Annotated in this window: 18 protein-coding genes; 5 read left to right on the top strand and 13 right to left on the bottom strand. The window is 50.5% G+C overall.

Annotation, left to right across the window (positions count from 1 at the left end; translation table 11 throughout):
* Positions 1-161: 161 nt before the first annotated feature.
* The gene (tusA, locus tag MJX74_RS20665; protein ID WP_240224914.1) at positions 162-410 is read left to right on the top strand and encodes a sulfurtransferase TusA; all 249 of its coding nucleotides are present in this window, start codon (positions 162-164) and stop codon (positions 408-410) included.
* On the opposite strand, the gene MJX74_RS20660 is transcribed toward tusA, so the two are convergent.
* From MJX74_RS20660 to MJX74_RS20650, 3 genes are all read right to left on the bottom strand, one after another.
* A complete protein-coding gene (locus tag MJX74_RS20660) occupies positions 407-712 on the bottom strand; it encodes an excalibur calcium-binding domain-containing protein (RefSeq protein WP_240224913.1) in 306 nt (101 codons plus the stop codon). The genes tusA and MJX74_RS20660 overlap by 4 nt on opposite strands.
* Positions 713-803: 91 nt before the next feature.
* Entirely contained in the window at positions 804-1,283 is a 480-nt protein-coding gene (locus tag MJX74_RS20655; protein ID WP_240224912.1) for a hypothetical protein, read from the bottom strand.
* Positions 1,284-1,547: 264 nt separating this feature from the next.
* Positions 1,548-2,834, bottom strand: a complete 1,287-nt coding sequence (locus MJX74_RS20650; protein ID WP_240224911.1) for a nitrate regulatory protein — start codon at positions 2,832-2,834, stop codon at positions 1,548-1,550.
* Between the two features lie 438 nt (positions 2,835-3,272).
* Between MJX74_RS20650 and MJX74_RS20645 the strand changes: the two genes are divergently transcribed.
* Together MJX74_RS20645 and MJX74_RS20640 are read left to right on the top strand one after the other, a co-directional pair.
* Positions 3,273-4,127 carry a formate/nitrite transporter family protein gene (locus MJX74_RS20645; protein WP_240224910.1) on the top strand — a complete coding sequence of 285 codons (855 nt, stop codon included), beginning with the start codon at positions 3,273-3,275 and terminating at the stop codon, positions 4,125-4,127.
* Positions 4,128-4,129: 2 nt separating this feature from the next.
* On the top strand, positions 4,130-5,830 hold the full coding sequence (locus MJX74_RS20640; RefSeq protein WP_240224909.1) for a bifunctional protein-serine/threonine kinase/phosphatase: 1,701 nt from the start codon (positions 4,130-4,132) through the stop codon (positions 5,828-5,830).
* Here MJX74_RS20640 and cobA read toward each other — a convergent pair.
* The 3 genes from cobA to nirB all read right to left on the bottom strand — a co-directional run bounded on the left by cobA (position 5,804) and on the right by nirB (position 9,663).
* Entirely contained in the window at positions 5,804-6,673 is an 870-nt protein-coding gene (gene cobA, locus MJX74_RS20635; protein ID WP_240224908.1) for a uroporphyrinogen-III C-methyltransferase, read from the bottom strand. The genes MJX74_RS20640 and cobA overlap by 27 nt on opposite strands.
* 67 nt (positions 6,674-6,740) lie before the next feature.
* On the bottom strand, positions 6,741-7,100 hold the full coding sequence (nirD, locus tag MJX74_RS20630) for a nitrite reductase small subunit NirD (protein ID WP_240224907.1): 360 nt from the start codon (positions 7,098-7,100) through the stop codon (positions 6,741-6,743).
* A 1-nt stretch (position 7,101) separates the two neighbouring features.
* Positions 7,102-9,663 carry a nitrite reductase large subunit NirB gene (gene nirB, locus MJX74_RS20625; RefSeq protein ID WP_240224906.1) on the bottom strand — a complete coding sequence of 854 codons (2,562 nt, stop codon included), beginning with the start codon at positions 9,661-9,663 and terminating at the stop codon, positions 7,102-7,104.
* A 535-nt stretch (positions 9,664-10,198) separates the two neighbouring features.
* Here nirB and MJX74_RS20620 point away from each other — a divergent pair.
* Complete coding sequence (locus MJX74_RS20620) at positions 10,199-11,251, top strand: GGDEF domain-containing protein (RefSeq protein WP_240224905.1); 1,053 nt, start codon at positions 10,199-10,201, stop codon at positions 11,249-11,251.
* Position 11,252: 1 nt separating this feature from the next.
* Here the strand turns inward: MJX74_RS20620 and MJX74_RS20615 are convergent, their stop codons facing one another.
* The 7 genes from MJX74_RS20615 to MJX74_RS20585 all read right to left on the bottom strand — a co-directional run bounded on the left by MJX74_RS20615 (position 11,253) and on the right by MJX74_RS20585 (position 18,266).
* Positions 11,253-12,011 carry a hypothetical protein gene (locus MJX74_RS20615; protein WP_240224904.1) on the bottom strand — a complete coding sequence of 253 codons (759 nt, stop codon included), beginning with the start codon at positions 12,009-12,011 and terminating at the stop codon, positions 11,253-11,255.
* Positions 12,012-12,106: 95 nt separating this feature from the next.
* On the bottom strand, positions 12,107-14,164 hold the full coding sequence (glyS, locus tag MJX74_RS20610) for a glycine--tRNA ligase subunit beta (protein ID WP_240224903.1): 2,058 nt from the start codon (positions 14,162-14,164) through the stop codon (positions 12,107-12,109).
* Complete coding sequence (gene glyQ / locus MJX74_RS20605) at positions 14,164-15,084, bottom strand: glycine--tRNA ligase subunit alpha (protein WP_068237157.1); 921 nt, start codon at positions 15,082-15,084, stop codon at positions 14,164-14,166. The genes glyS and glyQ overlap by 1 nt, the downstream gene beginning before the upstream one ends.
* Before the next feature lie 159 nt (positions 15,085-15,243).
* Positions 15,244-15,909, bottom strand: coding sequence for a hypothetical protein (locus MJX74_RS20600; protein WP_240224902.1), 666 nt, complete (start codon positions 15,907-15,909; stop codon positions 15,244-15,246).
* Complete coding sequence (locus MJX74_RS20595; RefSeq protein ID WP_240224901.1) at positions 15,899-17,068, bottom strand: flagellar assembly protein T N-terminal domain-containing protein; 1,170 nt, start codon at positions 17,066-17,068, stop codon at positions 15,899-15,901. Before MJX74_RS20595 ends, MJX74_RS20600 begins: the two co-directional genes overlap by 11 nt.
* A complete protein-coding gene (locus MJX74_RS20590; protein WP_240224900.1) occupies positions 17,068-17,526 on the bottom strand; it encodes an LPP20 family lipoprotein in 459 nt (152 codons plus the stop codon). Before MJX74_RS20590 ends, MJX74_RS20595 begins: the two co-directional genes overlap by 1 nt.
* Positions 17,514-18,266, bottom strand: a complete 753-nt coding sequence (locus MJX74_RS20585; RefSeq protein WP_240224899.1) for a flagellar basal body L-ring protein FlgH — start codon at positions 18,264-18,266, stop codon at positions 17,514-17,516. Before MJX74_RS20585 ends, MJX74_RS20590 begins: the two co-directional genes overlap by 13 nt.
* Before the next feature lie 156 nt (positions 18,267-18,422).
* Here MJX74_RS20585 and MJX74_RS20580 point away from each other — a divergent pair, with 156 nt between their 5' ends.
* A complete protein-coding gene (locus MJX74_RS20580; RefSeq protein ID WP_240224898.1) occupies positions 18,423-18,971 on the top strand; it encodes a winged helix-turn-helix domain-containing protein in 549 nt (182 codons plus the stop codon).
* Positions 18,972-19,004 lie beyond the last annotated feature (33 nt).

Genomic DNA, 19,004 nt, shown 5'->3' with positions numbered 1-19,004 from the left:
GCGCAAATCTCGCTGGCGCAGCCACAGACCCACGAGCACAGCGAATGCGGCAACAGCTGGCGTATGGAACGCCGGCGTACGGCAGAGCCGGGCCGCACGGCTGAAGGGCAGGAATGCCCGAAGCTGCACAGACAAAGCAAAGATTTTATACCGGAGTATAGATGGAACAGTTATTCAGCAGCGCAAATCACACCCTGGACGCCTTGGGAATGCGCTGCCCCGAGCCGGTAATGATGATACGGCTGCAAATTCGCAAAATGCAGGTGGGTGAAACTTTATTGATTATTGCCGACGATCCCGCCACCACCCGCGATATACCGGCATTTTGCCGCTTTATGGATCATGAGTTAGTGAGCAGTGATACCGATGAATTACCCTACCGGTATGTGGTAAAGAAGGTTAGTGGTTAATAACGGCCTTTGCCGAATTGCTGCTCACAAGGAATACCGTCGTAATCGCCATCCATCTTGGTATCCGGGCAGTTTCTTAAAAAGAATACTGCTTCGTCATAAGATGTCATCTGGCTGCAGTGTTGGCGGCCGTCACAACGGAATTGTGGCGTATTAGCCACAGCACGGGCTTTGTTAATTGGTACTGTGTAATCGGGTAACACTTTCGGCACGCTTTCAACGACGGGTTCTGCTGTGCTTTGTTTTTGATAGTGATTCCAGGCACCAAAGGCGACCAGTGCAATAAGCAGCAGCTTCTTCAATGATGAGCTTCCCTGTTATTCAGTCCTTTACCGCTCTTAGGCGGCTGCAAGTTACTAACTTAGTAGATAAAACAGGGAACGGCAATAATTTTTAACGCGAGTAACTTAGCTTAAACCAACGCTTAAAGCTGGGCTTGCGACGCACACCGGCAGGCTCGTTAAATAACGGCAGGCAAAATTCCGGAGTAGCTAATAAAGTAAGGCGCCAGTTATAGCCGCCAATAAAACTGAACTGCACTTCACGTGCTGACGGTTCACGTAGTAAATGGAAGTTACCGGTAGAATACGCCACACCAATATTAACACTGTCCAATACCTGAAAATCCTGGTCCATCAGGTAAATGCTAAGTGTGTCTTCAAAAGGAATATCATCAGTAACAAACAGCAGATAGCCATGTTCACAATGAAAAGCAGCCTCAAGCACTGCCCCGCCGATCAGTTTGGCGGTGGTAGCGCCAGCCAGCCAAATTTCCGCTACGGGAACGGCATCAGCGCGATCTGATACCAGAGGTTGTAATGAAATAGCCGCCGTGTTCATCTTAAGCAGTGGCTGGCTGTGACAAAAAGTCACTGTGTGTAATTGCCGCTTGCAGCGCTTGAATACAGACTGATAAGGATCTAGCATCTAAAGTTAACACAGACAAACACCAATATGTTTAATTTAAATTAACACAATTAAAACACAAAAGGTGCAATTTAGCGAACTTTTCGTAGACGCTGTAGACGTTTGCAGCAGAGCGCTCGTGGCCGTAACTTTTCTGAGCAGAGTGTTATTGACACTTTCGGGCCGGTTGTGACGGTATGATAAAAGCTAAACCGCTTTATCGGTTACTCGCTAATTCTGTTCTTTTGCTTTATGCAAAGCATTAACCACTGCGGCGGCGACGTCGGCTATTTTACACTGTTGCTGCATCGCGCTTTGCTGCAGCTGGCGGTAAGCTTGCTCTTCTGTTAGTTTTTTATATTGCATTAATAACAACTTGGCGCGATTTATCAGTTTTTGCTCGCCAATAGCCCGGCGCACATCGGTTAGTTCAGTATGCATCTGGCGGATATGCTGCCCTTGTTCCGACAGCAACTGATAGAACGAGCGGCTGGGGGCTTTTATGCTGTGTTCGTTAGTAGTTTGCGGTAAAACCGAGGCGCCATATAAACCCGGCATGCTGGGGTCGATTAATAGAGTTAATCCTGAACTGCCTGGCAAGGCTGTCAGCTCGGTTAGCTTGTGCCGGTGCTGCTGCAACTGCTGTTGAGCGGCAGTTACTGTAGCAGCGGTAAGTTGCTGTAAATCAGCTGTCAGTAATGCCATTAACTGGTGCATGGCGTCCATACGATCGGTAGCAAACTGATACCAAAGATCACTGACTGCCGGCACCAGCGTTGTCGTGCCAGGCAGTTGCTGCAACATAGTTCTCAGTTGTTGCAGCTGTTTAGCTGCACTGCTTTGCTCCAGCAGGTGCCACTGCTGCTGTTGTGCGCTGCTGGCAAATTCCAGAAATACAGCAGCGCTGTGTTGCTGTGCCTGCTGCAGTAATAATAAACGCTCGGCCAATTCAGTACTCACCTGGCCCGAGGCAAAACCCATTGCACCCCATGCCCTTTCCTGGCCGGCATACTCTTTGGTTTGCAGTAAGTTAAACAAGGTAACCAGCACGCGGGTAATGCTGGCGTCACAGGCCAGATCAGCCGACTCCAACACCACTGCCAGCCAGGCGGCAATCAAGCGGCTATAGGCTTCGGTGGCTTGTAAGGGGGTTATTTTTTGCTGGTGTATTTGTTCGCGCAGTTCAGCCAGATGATCCATGCCCTGCAAGGCCAGACAAATATCACTGAGTAAACGGCTACTGCTGCATGGCTGTGCCGCGTGTAAGTAATGCTGCTCCAGCGCGGCACGTAATTGTTGCTCTGCCGTTATACTGTGCTGCAATTGCTGCTGGCGTTGGCGGGCAAACAGCTCACAGCCTGAAGCGAGAAAAATATTGCTGATGCCCCGCTCGCGCTGCAGCTGATGCACCAGTTCGCTAATGCTGGTTACCAGCTGACAGTTAGCCGAAAGCTGCAACAGGGCTTTTATTTCTGCCTGTTTCGCGGCCAGCAAAAACTGCGCGGTGGAAGGGTTCATACATCACACAATAAAGTTTCTAGTGCTAAGGTCTAGCAATGCTCGTTCCATACCCACCTTCCGGCTATGCCAGCTGCTGCCAGTGCTGCGTTTTAACCTGAATAAGCGCCTGCTAATAACAACACCAATAACGGCAAGCGCCCCAAATCAGTGCAAAAAATGCGCTACTATGCACAACTATAGCCCTTAGTACTGCCGCCACTGCAAAGGCATATTATTAAAAACCAAGACAAATTAGACGATTAAGCGAAAATTTCAGGCTGGCATCAAAGTTGCCTAGTTAAATGCGACAGAGGTGTTAAGCACCTCCGGACAGAAAACAGTTTCAGGACAAAGGCGTCCCGTGATCAGCTGATAACACAGCATGATCCGGACGCCTTTTTTGTTGTGCAAAAAACAGCAGCTGAATAACTACACATAACGGAAAAAGGTGAACCTATGGCTTATTTAGTTCCAGCCGAGTTTGTGACCAAAATGGTCGATGCCGGCGAATCGAAAATTTTTATGTCTACCCGCGATACACTGATCCGCTCTTATATGGCGGGGGCAATTCTGGCGTTAGCAGCGGTGTTTGCGGTAACCGTTGCTGTGCATACGGGCTCTTTTTTAGTTGGCTCTATGTTGTTCCCGGTTGGTTTTATTATGTTGTACCTGATGGGGTTTGATTTGCTGACCGGTGTTTTTGTACTGACACCGCTGGCCTTACTGGACCGCCGCCCCGGCGTTACGGTAAAGGGGGTACTACGCAACTGGGGGCTGGTATTTATAGGTAACTTTGTTGGCGCTTTAACAGTGGCAGCCATGATGGCGTTTATTTTAACCATGGGCTTTCATTTAGAGCCCGACGCCGTAGGCCAGAAACTGGCCGGAGTCGGTGAGGCACGCACTTTGGGTTATGCCGAACACGGAACAGTGGGCTGGCTAACCATTTTTCTGCGCGGCATGTTATGTAACTGGATGGTGTCGATGGGCGTGGTTGGCGCTATGATCTCTACCCATGTCAGTGGCAAAGTCATTGCCATGTGGATGCCGATTATGCTGTTCTTTTTTATGGGTTTTGAGCACTCAGTGGTGAATATGTTTTTATTCCCTTTCGCCATGATGATGGGCGGTGATTTTTCTATTATGGATTATATGATCTGGAACGAAATACCCACGGCGCTGGGCAATCTGGTTGGCGGTTTGGCTTTTACCGGCCTGACGCTGTACAGCACGCACTATAAAACTGCGCCTAAACGTAATCTGGTGACCACCGCAGCAAGCCGCAACACTGCAGATCTGGCCAAAGTTTGACCATGTCGTTGCAAGTATCCATCGGCCAGTACAGTAGTGCAGGTTGCAAAACACTGAACCAGGATTGGTTTGGCGCTTGCCTGCCCACAGAACCACAGCTGAGTAACAAAGGCATAGTGCTGGCGGTGGCCGATGGTATAAGCACCAGTACCGTTAGCCAGATTGCCAGCGAAACCGCGGTGAAAAGCTTTCTCAGCGACTACTACTGTACCAGCGATGCCTGGTCGGTGCCGCATGCCGCCTTACAGGTGTTAAAGGCCAGCCATAACTGGTTATATGCACAAAACCGCAATGGCCCTTTTGCTGCCGATCCGGACAAAGGTTATGTCTGCACTTTTAGTGCGCTGATCCTAAAGCAACGCCATGCGCATTTTCTGCATGTGGGTGACAGCCGGATTTATCTGTGGCGTAACCGGCAACTGGAACAACTGACGCGGGATCACCGGGTATGGCGTGGCAGAAGCAGTTTTTTAAGCCAGGCGCTTGGAGCCGGCGCAGTGCTGGAACCCGATTACCATAGCCTGCCATTGCTGGCAGGTGATATATTTCTGCTGGCGACAGATGGCTTATTTGAAGTGTTACCACAGCCGCAACTAATGGCGTTACTTGGGCCAGAACAAGCAGATTTATCCGCGCTGGCTCAGCAACTGGCAGACGCCGCTTTAGCCGCTGGCAGCAAAGACAATATTACGCTGCAACTGGTGCGTATTAACACCTTGGCGGCAGATAGCAGTTTACCGGCTTGTGTCGATCAGCAATTGCCTTTGCCACCGCTATTGCAACAAGGCGATACACTGGACGGCCTGCAGATGATACGGCCACTGCAACAAAGTAGCCGCAGCCATGTGTATCTGGTGCAGGACAGCGAAACAGACCAACTGATGGTGTTAAAAGCACCGTCGATTGATTTAGCCGAACAGCCCGATTATCTGGAGCGGCTGCTACGCGAAGAGTGGATAGCAAAACGGGTTAACAGTGCTTATATAATGCGCCCGGCCAGTATCAACAGGCCACGCACAGCGCTGTATACACTATTTGAATATATCGATGGCCAAACCCTGCGCCAATGGCAACTCGACCACCCCAAAGCCACTCTGGAACAAATACGTACGCTTACAGAGCAAATTGGCAAAGGCTTACAGGCTTTGCACCGCAGCGAAATATTGCATCAGGATTTACGACCGGAAAATATCATGGTTACGCCACAGGGCAGCGTTAAAATTATCGACTTTGGTGCTGCACGGCTGGCCGGTTTACAACCAGATGACGAAGTAGCCGGCGATATTCCCGGCACTGCCTTATATTGTGCACCTGAGTATTTTTTAGGTGCGCCAGGCAGTGAGCGCTCAGATCTGTACTCACTAGCTGTATTAACCTATCAGTTGCTGTCGGGGCGCTTTCCTTACGGGCCTGAGGTTGCCCGACGCAGAAGTTTAAAAGCGCAGAAAAAACTACAGTATCAGTCTGTGTTATCCGCCGACAGTGAGCAACCCGCCTGGCTGGACCGGACACTGGAAAAAGCCCTGCAGCCTGATCCCAGCCTGCGTTATCAGGCCTTGTCTGAGTTTTTATATGATTTACGCCATCCCAATGCGAAGTTTCAGGCTGCATCCGCTGTGGTTCTGGCAAAGCTGCTGCTTGCTGCAATGCCTGGTGATCTTGTGGCTGCTGGCAAACTAAGCAACAGCCTTGGCCTGCAGTAAGCTTAAATCAACTGTCATACGTTGGTGTAGTACCTCGCCAATCACAATCAATGTCGGGCCGCATAGCGGATTGGCCGCTAAACGCTGGCCAATATCAGCCAGCGTACCCTGCAGTTGCTGTTGCTGGGCTGTACTGACCTGATCCAGCAGCGCTATAGCGGTATTGTCCGGCCAGCCGACAGACACTAAACCAGCACACAATTGCTGCAAACGGTTTAAGCCCATGTAGACCACCAGCGTGGGGTTAGAGCCATTGACTCTGTACTGATAACCAGACCAGTCCGGCTGTTTGGTCGGGTCGGCAAACTGCGCGGTTAAAAACTGCACTGACGTGGCACTGCCGCGGGCGGTCAGCGGAATACCACAATAGGCCGAAGCGGCGCAGGCGCTGGTCACGCCCGGCACTATCGCAAAGGCAATTCCGGCTTGTTGCAACGCTGCAGTTTCTTCTGATATCCGGCCAAAAATCGCCGGGTCGCCACCTTTTAGCCGCACCACTAAACCACCTTGCTGGCCGTACTTTACCAACAATTGGTTTATGTCTTGCTGTGGCATAGCATGGCGGCCGGCTCTTTTGCCGACAAACACCTTTTTGCAACGCCGTGGCGCTATGGCTAATAGTTCAGCCGACACTAAACTGTCAAACAACAGTACATCTGCCTGTTGCAATAAACGCAGGGCTTTCACTGTTAACAGTTCAGGATCGCCTGGCCCGGCACCTATCAGCACTACCCGGCCATTGCTATCGGGCTGTTGTAGTTCTGCTTTCGCGCTGCGCCAGTTCCAGCCGGACACCACAGAACGGCTTAGCGGCGAACGTAAAAAGTAGCTCATCACACTCATTATGTTTACCTTTCTAGTTAACCTTGTCCTTTGCCCTTTTAGCCAACCCTTTATATCGGGTTGTTAATCAGGCGGCTGATGCCTGTTGATTTTGTTGTCCGGCATTCAGCCACACCCTGCCCTGTTGCAGCTTCACCCGATACACCGGGATCACTACATCAGGTTGTTCTAAACACTGGCCTGTGGTCAGGCTAAAATGCTGTTTATACAAAGGTGAAGCGACCACTATTTGCTCACCTATAGAACCTAAAATCCCTCTCGACAGCACATTAGCGTTACCGAGCGGATCGTAATTTCCCACAGCATAAACCTGCGGTTCATCACTAGGCGCCAGCAAAAACACCGCAACCTGCTGGCCATTGAGCAAAGCGCAGATGCCGCTGTTTTCGACTAAATCTTCAAAAGCACAAATATCCGCCCAGGCCATGTTAGTTCTCCTCTGCTAAAGCTTTGACAGCGATTTCTGTTACGGGAATTTGTTGTTGCCACTGACGTTTTTCTTCTGCCGTAGCCGGGCGAATTTGCGCACGTTCTTCAACAAAAACGATGTTTTCATCTGCATCCGGGCTGTTTACAAACTGGCGGAAACGTTTCAGCGCTTGGGGGTCGTCCAGCGTGGCTTTCCATTCACAGGCATAAGTATTCACTAAGGCTGCCATCTGGTTTTCCAGCTCTGCCGCTAAACCCAGCTCGTCGTCGATAATAACTTTACGCAGATAATCCAGCCCCCCATCCAGCTTTTCCATCCAGACTGACGTGCGCTGCAAACGGTCGGCAGTGCGGATATACAACATCAGAATGCGGTCTATGTAGCGGATTAAAGTGTCGGTATCAAGATCGGTAGCAAATAAGTCGGCGTGGCGTGGTCTCATACCGCCGTTACCGCAGACATACAGGTTCCAGCCATTTTCAGTGGCAATAATGCCGATGTCTTTGCTTTGCGCCTCAGCACATTCGCGGGTGCAACCCGACACTGCCATTTTAATTTTGTGGGGTGCACGTAAACCTTTGTAGCGGTTTTCAATAGCTATGGCCTGACCAACACTATCCTGTACGCCATAACGACACCAAGTGCTGCCAACACAAGATTTGACGGTACGCAGCGACTTGCCATAGGCATGGCCTGTCTCAAAACCCGCATCGACCAAACGTTGCCAAATGGCAGGTAACTGCTCTAAACGGGCGCCAAATAGGTCGATACGCTGACCACCGGTAATTTTGGTGTAGAGGTTAAAATCTAACGCTACCTGGCCTATCACCAGCAATTTTTCAGCGGTAATTTCGCCACCGGCAATGCGGGGCACCACCGAATAGGAACCGTCTTTTTGCATATTGGCCAGGAAGGTATCGTTGGTATCCTGCAAACCTACATGAGGCTTTTTCAGCACATAATCATTCCAGCTCGACGCCAGAATAGAGCCCACTGTCGGCTTACAGATATCACAGCCCAGCCCCTGACCGTGGCGGCTCAGCAGTTCAGCAAAGGTTTTAATACCGCCCACCTGAACTAAATGCAGCAATTCCTGCCGGGAATAAGCAAAGTGTTCACACAGATGATTTTTCACCTCAACGCCACGGCTTTTCAGCTCATCGTCCACCACTGACTTCAGCAAAGCAGTACAACCGCCACAACCTGTACTGGCCTTAGTGCAGCTTTTAATGCCGGCTAAATCACAACTACCACCGTCCATCGCCGCCACTATGTCGCTTTTAGCGACGTTATGGCAGGAACAAATGGTGGCGCTGTTGGGCAAAGTTAAAGCTGCTAAGGGTGCACCCGATGTGGCAGGTAAAATCAGTTGCTCCGGCTGTTTGGGCAGCAACATATCGTTTAAGGCATATTGCAGCAGGCTGTCGTAGTTACTGGTATCGCCCACCAGCACAGCACCCAGCAGACGTTTACCGTCTTTACTGACGACCATTTTTTTATACACCTGAGCGCGCGGATCGGTAAACACATAACTTAACGCGCCAGGCGTTCTGGCATGGGCATCGCCAATAGAACCCACTTCCACACCCAGCAGCTTTAGCTTGGTGCTCATATCAGCGCCGCTAAAACTCAGCCCGCCAGCTGTCAGTTGGCTTACCACCACACGCGCCATCTGATAACCGGGTGCCACCAAACCAAAAATCTTTTGCTGCCACAAGGCACATTCACCTATGGCATAAATATGTGGGTCAGACGTCTGACACTGATCGTTAACGACTATGCCACCCCGTTCGCCGACAGCTAAACCGCAGCTGCGCGCCAACTGGTCATAAGGCCGGATACCGGCAGAAAACAGCACTAAGTCTGCCTCTAAGCATTCACCATCAGCAAACTTCAGCTGATAACGGCACTCTGCGCCAGCCACTATCGCCTGAGTGGCTTTGCCGGTATGCACCTGCACACCCAGCTCGGTAATTTTCTGGCTTAACATCTGGCCACCGGCCTGATCCAACTGCACAGCCATTAACTGTGGTGCAAACTCCACCACATGAGTTTGTAAGCCGAGTTGTTTTAGCGCATTTGCTGCTTCCAGCCCGAGCAAACCACCGCCTATCACCACCCCAACTTTGCTGAGCGCAGCGCTTTGCGCTATTGCATCTAAATCCTGCAAAGTGCGGTACACCAGACAATGCGGCTGGTCATTACCCGGAATAGGCGGCACAAAAGCGTAAGAACCAGTAGCAAACACCAGCTCGTCGTAATAAAACTGCCCGCCATGGCTGGTTACAACCAATTGCTGCTCGCGGTTAATTTGTTCCACCCAGCAATTTAAGCGGTATTGGATACCAGACGCCTTGTAGGCTTCTTCTGTCGTTAACGCCAGTTGCTCTGCACTGGTGCCGCTGAAATAGCCGGATAAATGCACCCTGTCGTACGCCAGCTGCGCTTCACCACAAAGCACAGTAATTTGCACCAGCGGATCTTTAGCACGTAATTGCTCAACAAAATGGTGCCCTACCATGCCATTGCCGATCACCAGAATCTGTTTGGTCTGCTGCATTATTAAGTCCTTAAGGCATTTACCGCCCCATTACTGCCAGTAAATTTTGCCCATAAAAAAACCCAGGCCTGAACCACCAAAAAAGGTGGCCAGATCCTGGGCTTCGTTGCCCGTGCCAAGCAACGCTTGGCACTTCAATTCAAATTGTTTTAACACCAAACCGTGTTGGTGTTGCTGATCAAACTCTCATACAAGCAAAGCACAAAGAATGCCAGCTTTTATATGATTGATTTTACTTAAAATAATACAGTTGCGTTTAACGAGTGGACTTTAGATTGCTTTGCAATAGTGCAAACAAGCACCGGATTGGGGCAAAAAACTCTTTTACCGCTAACAGAGTACTCCATCACACTTGCGTAACCAGCATGTAATGTTAACACCCGCAAAAACACCTTCCCCGGTAAATTATTAACAGCACTTTGTATGCAGTTCGTGCCGGCTTATATTCTCTGCAGTGCTCTGCCGTATTTGGCTGCTTGACTGGCGAAAATTTGTGCTAGCATCATATATATAAACCAGAAGTCAGAGGCTGTAGTTGCAAGCATCACTGAACAGAAATTACACTAAACAAGCACAGAACATTGATGCACGCAGACGGCATTATATTCTGGCTTTTGTCAGCTATATCACCAGCGCTATCATGTTTGTGTATGGCGTTAAAAATATTAATGCTGAACAAATATTACTGCCCATTATTCTGTTTGGTACCGGGCTGGCATTTCTGCTGAATATTTTGCTGTTTCATTTTAGCCGTAACCTTGAACGTGCTTGTATCGTTGAAGCGGTGCTGGTAGGTAGTTTTGTGCTCAGCCTGGTATATCAGGGCGGCTTTAATAATACTGCGCTGTATTGGGTATTTCCGTTTCCGGCCATTTTGTTTGGTTTACTTGGCGTGCGCAATGCCCTGCTGAGTAACGCCCTGATGTTAGTAGCGTTATGCATTATGTTGTTTATACCCGAACTTATTCTGGCGCAGTACAAAGACGCTGAAGCCAGCCGTTTTATTGCCTCTTTGCTGATTGTTATTGCTGTATGCTGGATTAACGAACATTACCGTGAGCGTAGCCACCAGGCGATGGACCTACTGCAACAAAGCAAAGAAATACAAGCCAATACCGACTCATTAACCGGATTAGCCAACCGCCGCTTTATTGATTCAAGCCTGCTGCCAAGTCTGGCACAGCAACCAAGGCAGTTTTTACCAATGGCGCTGATTATGTGCGACATTGACCATTTTAAGCAGCTCAATGATCGCTTTGGCCACGATGTCGGTGATGAAGTTTTAAAAGCAGTGGCAGCGTTATTTCGTCGTAATCTGCGACAACAGGATATAGCCAGCCGCACCGGTGGCGAAGAATTTCTGTTGATTTTACCGCATACCAGCCGCGCTGATGCCTTTTTGGTAGCAGAGAAAATCCGCCAACAGCTTGGCAGTAGCCGGTTGTTGGCTAACAATGCTGAGTATAAAGTCAGCGCCAGCTTTGGCGTAGCACTGTGCGATAGCCCAGACAGCTTTCAGGACGCAGTTAAACTGGCCGATCAGCAAATGTACCTGTCTAAACGCAATGGCCGTAATCAGGTGAACTGACTTATTGCCCGTCAGCCTCTGGCCGGGTTGGCTCCGGCAATATTACCGGTTCGGCAGTTTCAGGCTCTTGTTTAACTTCTGCCACTTCAGGAACCGGGCTGATAGCCGCTATATTGGCATTCGGCACAACCAGTAGTTTTTGATCTTTAAGTAAAAACATATAGTTATATGTTCTTGCTATTAACCTCGTATTATTTACTGCCAGAGGGGTTGTGGTAAAAGGCATCGGATAAATTAACTGCACCTGCAGTTCTGCAGCAGTATTATGAAGTAAATGTGCTGCCGTGCGATTACCTTGCGACCACGCATATGAAACGGTAAAAATTAATAATACTACCGGGATCGTAAGTTGCGGCCGGGGAAAGTACAGTTTAGCCAGTAAACCGTTTTTCACAACACGCCCCCGACTCCAGCGTCGGTACCGCAACCGCTTTAGTAAACGCAAGTGTATGTAGTAAAACAAGGCCCCAAGCAACAGGCCGGCGATCATCAGAAATAACGGTTGATAAAACGTTACTCCGGCCAGAACATAATCGCTAAGATCAAGATAAGGCAGAATATCAAAGTTAAAATGGCGAAATAGCGCTACCATTTGCACAATGCCTGACAAGCTCAACAACAGGTATAGTAATGTAATCAGAATAGAGGGATGGTTGCGGCAGAATTGCTGTAAAGAATGGAAGTAGCGCCGGTTTTCCAATATATATTTATGCAAACTGTGGTATGACACCTTGCTCGTTGGGGCTGCCTTGTCTGACATGATGTGATTTCCTGCATTTAACATGATGTCATGTTGCTAATTTTTCTAACAAAAAGCCAGCATTTAGCTGGCTTTTCTGTAATTACTTCAATGCATTATTGCAGTACGGAAATATCGGCTACTTGCAAAAACAACTCGCGTAATTGCTTTAACAGCGCCTGGCGGTTGGCCCGCACGGCGGCGTCATCAGCATTTACCATTACCTTGTCAAAGAACTGATCGATAACATCACGCATTGAGGCCAGGTGCGCCAGGCCTTCGGCATAGCTGTGCTGGCTGGCCTGATAGGCTTGCTCCGCCACTATAGCGCTATGCAGGGCTTGCTCAGCTTCCTCTTGCAGCAAAGCGGTATTTACCGTAGTGGCAATATCACCCTCTACTTTGGCCAGTATATTGGCTACCCGCTTATTAGCGGCGGCTAAGGCTGCAGCAGCGTCGAGCTTACCAAACTCTGCTACCGCCTTAACACGACGGTCAAAGTCCGCCGGGTTCGTCGGCCGACGCGCTAATACGGCCTGGATCACATCAACGCTATAACCTTCAGCTTCATACCAGGCGCGGAAACGGCCGAGCATAAAGTCGAGTACTTCTTCTGCCACTTTGGCGTTACTCAGCTTGCTACCGAAGGTTTGTTGGCTAAAGGCGATAATGTCCACCAGATCCAGCGGCAGCTGTTTTTCTACCATAATGCGCAGTGCACCAATTGCGGCACGGCGCAGTGCAAAGGGGTCTTTATCGCCTTTCGGCGCCTGGCCGATACCGAAAATACCCACTAAGGTATCCAGCTTATCGGCAATGGCGACTGCTGCACCTTCTAACCGGCTGGGCAGCTGATCGCCGGCAAAACGCGGCATATACTGTTCATTCAAGGCCAGCGCTACGGCTTCACCTTCGCCATCCAACCGGGCATAGTGCATGCCCATAATGCCCTGTACTTCAGGAAACTCGCCAACCATATTAGTCATTAAGTCTGCTTTAGACAGTAAACCGGCACGCTCAGCGGCGGCTTGCTCGGCGCCAATTTTCGCGGCGACAAAGCCGGCGACTTTACTGATACGCTCTGACTTTTCTGCCAGGGTGCCCAGCTGCTGCTGGAATAACACCGTTTTTAAACTATCTAAGCGCTGTTCCAGCTTTTGCTTGCGGTCGGTGTTAAAGAAGAACTGCGCGTCAGACAAGCGCGGCCGTACTACTTTTTCGTTGCCGGAAATAATCTGCTGCGGGTCTTTACTGGCAATGTTGGCGACAAAAATAAACTTATTCAGCAGCTTGTCGTTTTGGTCCAGCAACGGGAAGTACTTCTGGTTATCTTTCATGGTAGAAATTAATGGCTCTGCCGGCACCTGCAGAAAGCTTTGCTCGAAGCTGCCCACTAACACCACCGGCCATTCGACCAGGGCGGTAACCTCTTCCAGTAAAGCATCGTCCATCAGCGCTTTGCCGTTAAGTCCGGCAGCAGTTTTTGCTACTTCTGCAGCGATAAAGGCCTTACGTTCAGCAAAATCTGCCACCACAAAGGCTTTACGCAGGGTGGCCAGGTAGTCATCCGCATGGTTAACAGCGACTTTTTCCGGTGCATGAAAGCGATGGCCATGGGTCTGGTTGCCACTGACGCGGCCCAGAATAGTCGCCGGTACTACATCTTTGCCGTACAACATGATAATGGTATGTACCGGGCGGATAAACTCAGCGGTAGAGTTGCCCCAACGCATCGGTTTGGCAATCGGCAATTTGGCCAATGCCAGCTGCACTACTTCCGGCAGTAAGGTTACCGTTGCTGCGCCAACCACTTTGGCTTTATGCAACAGCCAGGCGCCTTTATCGGTTTCCAGCTTTTCCGCCTGCTCTACGGTAATACCACAACCGGCAGCCCAGCCCTGAGCGGCTTTAGTAGGCTTGCCGTCAGCGTCAAAGGCGGAGGCAATAGCAGGGCCGCGCTTTTCGACAACTTTATCAGCCTGCTGCGCGGCTAAGCCATTAATGCGCACCGCTAAACGGCGTGGTGCAGCGTACCAAAGCACGTCGGCGTGGCTTAATTCCAGTTTGGCCAGTTCGGCGCTCAGGTTGTCGGCAAAGGCGCTGGCCAGCGTTTTTAACGACTTGGGTGGCAGCTCTTCGGTGCCAATTTCAACAAAAAAATCTTGCACGCTCATTATGCCTCCTGCTTGCTGCGCTGGTTGTTACATAGTGGGAAACCCAGCTTCTCACGCGTAGCGTAATAGGCTTCAGCACAGGCTTTAGCCAGTGCCCGCACCCGCAGAATATAGCGCTGGCGCTCGGTTACCGAAATAGCATGGCGGGCATCAAGCATATTAAAAGCGTGCGAGGCCTTCATTACTTTCTCGTAGGCAGGTAAAGCCAGGCCTTGCTCAATTAAGTACTGGCTTTCTTTTTCGCACTGATCAAAGTAGCTAAACAACGCGGCAACATCAGCGTGCTCAAAGTTATAGGTACTTTGCTCAACTTCATTCTGATGGAACACATCGCCATAGGTTACCCGGCCGAGCGGGCCGTCGGTCCAGACCAGATCGTAAATAGAATCGACGCCCTGGATATACATCGCCAGGCGCTCTAAACCGTAGGTAATTTCGCCGGTAACCGGGCGGCACTCTAAGCCCCCTACCTGCTGGAAGTAAGTAAACTGGGTGACTTCCATACCGTTTAACCAGACTTCCCAGCCCAGACCCCAGGCGCCCAGTGTCGGCGATTCCCAGTTGTCTTCAACAAAGCGGATATCGTGCACCAGGGTATCAATACCCAGTTCACGTAACGAGCCTAAATACAGCTCCTGAATATTATCCGGTGACGGCTTTAAAATTACCTGAAACTGATAGTAATGCTGCAACCGGTTCGGGTTTTCGCCGTAGCGGCCGTCTGTGGGCCGACGGCAAGGTTGCACATAGGCCACGTTGGTCGGTTCCGGCCCCAGTGAGCGTAAAAAGGTCATAGGGTGGAAAGTACCAGCACCTACTTCCAGATCCAGTGGCTGTACCAATACACAGCCCTGCCGCGCCCAGTAATCCTGTAAGGCCAGTATTAACCCCTGGAAGGTTTTAATATCGTACTTATGCATGCGTAGTGACTCACTGAAAAAATGACTGGAAAGTATACTTGGTTGTGGCAGTGATCTGTAGGGTCAGAACCGGCTTTTGGCAAAAATGTTAGCGGCCCGGTTGCAGTTATTGCAGGATTGGGGGCCGCAATGGCCCCCAAACGGGAAAATCAAACGCGGTTAACTGCTGGCCGGGCGCAGGGCCGGTGCTGGCTTCGGAGTTGGCGATGGCGCGCTTGCTGCTACATTGCCCGGGCTGGCAGTGGCGGCTTCATCAGCTGTAAAAAACTGCTGCATATACTGTGCTGGGCTTTTACCCATCACGCTGGTCAGGCCGAGATTAACAAAAGAAGTGGCTACCCCCAGGCTACCGCCCCACAGCGCACCACCGGCCACCTGTGAAATATAGCCCATATCATCGCCGGTCCAGTCGCGGTAATACTGGCTTACCAGTGGAATATGTTGCAGCGGGTTAATAATATCCAGCGCATCGCCCAGGCCAGGTGAACTGCCATCAGCAAAGGCTGTTGCGGCAGGATCTGCCGCTTCTGCTGCCGTTGCAGCAGCTTGTTCAGGTGTCGGCGCCAGCGCTGCCTGCACCATGCTTTGCATCATATTTTGTGTCAGGGCGGCAAACATAGCGTCAGAACCCTTCATCGCAGATGCTGTGTCGTCTTGTCCGCTCAGCATGCTTACCAGCTGCGTTGCTTGCTGCTCTGCGTTTTCGTTATTGGGGTCCAGCGCAGAGTTCAGTGTTTGCATAAAGCCAGCATTGTTATCGCTTTCTGCTGTGCCGTCACTTAACCAGTCTGTCATGGTGCTAAACATATTGCTGTTAATTTGCATATTGTCTCTCCCTCACACTGTCTAGTTGCACCTGATCCCGCACCTGCACCGGAGCCAGATAATGAGATTTAACCGCCCGTGTTTCTGCATGGTCCGGATACACCCGTACCACTTCAAGTTGGCTGTCATTTTCAGCCGTTACGGCGTAGCTGTTCCCCCAGCTATCAGTAAAGCTGTCGCTATGCAGCAGGCTAAAGGTATCGCCCGGCTTTATCCCCTGCCTGCTGCCAACGCTGATAGTAATGCTACTGCCTGTCACCCGGATAACCTGAGCCTTAACACGCACACAACTAAGCGCTACCGCAATATCATCCACTGCTTCATTGATTAACCTTTGCAGCTCGATGCCAAAATCAGAGCGCCACAGCTGATCGCTGGCCGGATCTAGCTCTGTGGTCATAGCAAACGGCCATAAGGTGCGCGTTTGGTAAATCTGGCTTTGAATTGGCCGGCCACTAACGCCATCAAGCACGCTGACTTCCAGCGCAAACTGGCGAACCCAGCGTTCTTTTTTTAGCAAGCCGGCCTGCTGACGGCCAAACGATAAATTACGCAGCCTTCCTGCGACAATAAATTGTGCCTGTGATGATTCCGCCATATTACGCAGTTGCTGCTGCGCCGGGCCCTGCTGATACTGCTCGGGGGCAAACAGTGGCTCGGCGGTTATGGCTTTAACCAGAAAATCAGCCGGGCTGCGCTGCACCGCCGTAGTAAAACGGCGGTTTATTTCTGTATTCAGTGCATTATTGCCCAGCGCAACCTGCGTTGCCCCGGCCGACAAACTAAATGGCGTTAACACCAGTGCCTTGGCTATGCTGCGATCATCACACAGATTTGCCTGCGGCCAGACGTCGGCTTTTAACGTAATTGACAGCTGGCCGTCGCGCTCATGCTCTTCCTGAATAACAATTTGTGATACCGGCACAGACGAATGCAGGGCAAATAACTCTTCGGCCAGATCTTCCTGACGATACAACTGCAACGCAGCGAGCGATACATCGCCCTGTAGCAGTACATTACGCAGCGCCTGTTTCGCCGCCTGTTGCCGTGCCAGCTGGCGGTTATCATCAAAAATAACCGCCGTACCGCTACCGCTGTACCATTCGGCCTGTACATTAAATGTCAGTAACGCTGCCAGTGTCAGGCGTAATATTGTCATCAGCGCCACCACTTCTGCCGGGGGCTGGCCGGGGTTAGACTAGCCTGCGGCAGTGTAATTAAATTAGCCGTGTCCAGTTTTAGCCGGGTTACATACAGCTTGCCGTCTACCGTCGCTTCAACCAGCTCAGCACCTTTTATTACGCCCTGCACCTGGCTTTGTACAGTATCCTCAAGCAGCACCGACTGCTCAGCGCTTGAGCTGGCCGTTAACCTTTTGCCGTAAAGCTGTTCTGCCAGTTGGCGGTACGCATCCTGGCGCGACGCCGCCATAGCCACCAGTAACTTATCTTCATAGCTAACGCCGGGCTGCGACTCCACCACCGCATAGCCGGTAGCTTCCAGGATCAGCCGCTGCTCTGGCGGCTCCAGCGTATATCTTATAGTGCGCTCATAGCTGCAGCCGCTAAGCAGCGCCAGCGCTACTACCAGCAGCAGGCGCAGGTTTAAAATGGCCATAGCTCAGGGTTATTCAGTTTTTCAGTTAACCAGCCCAGACGCTGGCTGTCAGCCAGGGCGCCGGTACCGGAATATTCAATGCGGGCGTTAGCAATTTTAGTCGATTTAATTTTGTTATCTTTATCGACATCTTTTGCCCGGATAATTCCGGTTAACCTTATGAATTCTTTACCGTTATTAATAAGCATCCATTTATCGCCACGCACCAGCAGGTTATCGTTATTCAGCACCCGCATTACCGTTACCGTTAGCTCACCTTCAAAGTCGTTACTTTGGCTGGCAGAACCGTCACCTTTAAAGCGTTGGTCCTGGCTTAGGCCCAGGTTTACTTCTTTACCGGCAATTCGCAGGTTACCACCGGGGATCTGGATCGGGTCGAGGTTGTAGTCAGAGCTTTTCTGCAGCTCGGTATTACCCTTTTTGGTCGCGCGGGTCGACTCCGACAATTGCACCGACACTATATCGCCAGCTTTAAAGTGCGAGCGCTCAACATACAAACTGTGCAACCGGTCGGGGTTAAACAAGGAGCCATTTCTTTTTAGCGGCATCACTTCAGGCTCGGGTTCCAGTGCGGCGTAGTAAGGGTCATCCGGGTCTGGCTTGTCCAGTTTCGACACCGGTAAACCCGCGTCCGGCCGTACCCTGTCTTCCAGGCCAGCTGGCGGGGCCGCATCATCAAAAGATGAACACGCTGTTAGTGTATTTATGCTTAGCAGTAAGCAAACAAGATATTTGTTCATAGCCATTATTACCTTAACCCAGCCGTATTCAGCCAGTATCAGGTTAGCGAAACAATGTGGAAAAACTATGGAAGGATCAGGGAAAAGCGTTAATAAAGGTAAAATACCCTTCACATTATTCAGTTTTCATTCATAGTATTGTTTTCGGGAGGTGCGATGACAGTGACAGATAAAACGGACAATCATGAAGGTGTACAACTTTCACAGAAAGCGTTTTTGCTGGTATCGCTGCTGGAACAACAGGTGCGTAAATCTGATATTCCGCCAGATCTCTATCAGCGTATGGCTGCACAGATCACCGAATTAAACGGCGTACTTGGCGACTTAAGCTCGCATTTAAAAGCCCTGGCAGGCCCGGCTAGCCCTATTATTGAACCTGCCAGCCCGCAACCACCGCCACTGCTAATTATAGACACCCTGCGCTTTACGCTAAGCTCGCCGCAGCAATCGGTAAAGCTAACTAAACTGGAATTTAAGTTTCATCAGTTAATGGCAACCCACCCCAGGCAGGTATTTAGCCGCAGCCACCTGATGGACAGCAGCTATACCGATTATGCAGATATTTGCGAGCGCACTATAGATTGCCATATCCGCAAACTACGCGCCAAACACCGCCAGCTCTACCCCAAACTACGCTTCATCCACACTATGTATGGTGTCGGTTATTACTATGCCGAACCGGAGAATATTGCAGCTCACAAATAAAAACGGGCCCGTAGGCCCGTTTTTTAATCGTAC

It is taken from the genome of Rheinheimera hassiensis (genome assembly GCF_022436675.1).
GTDB classification, from domain to species: domain Bacteria; phylum Pseudomonadota; class Gammaproteobacteria; order Enterobacterales; family Alteromonadaceae; genus Alishewanella; species Alishewanella hassiensis.
This window is presented reverse-complemented; position numbering and strand designations above follow the sequence as displayed.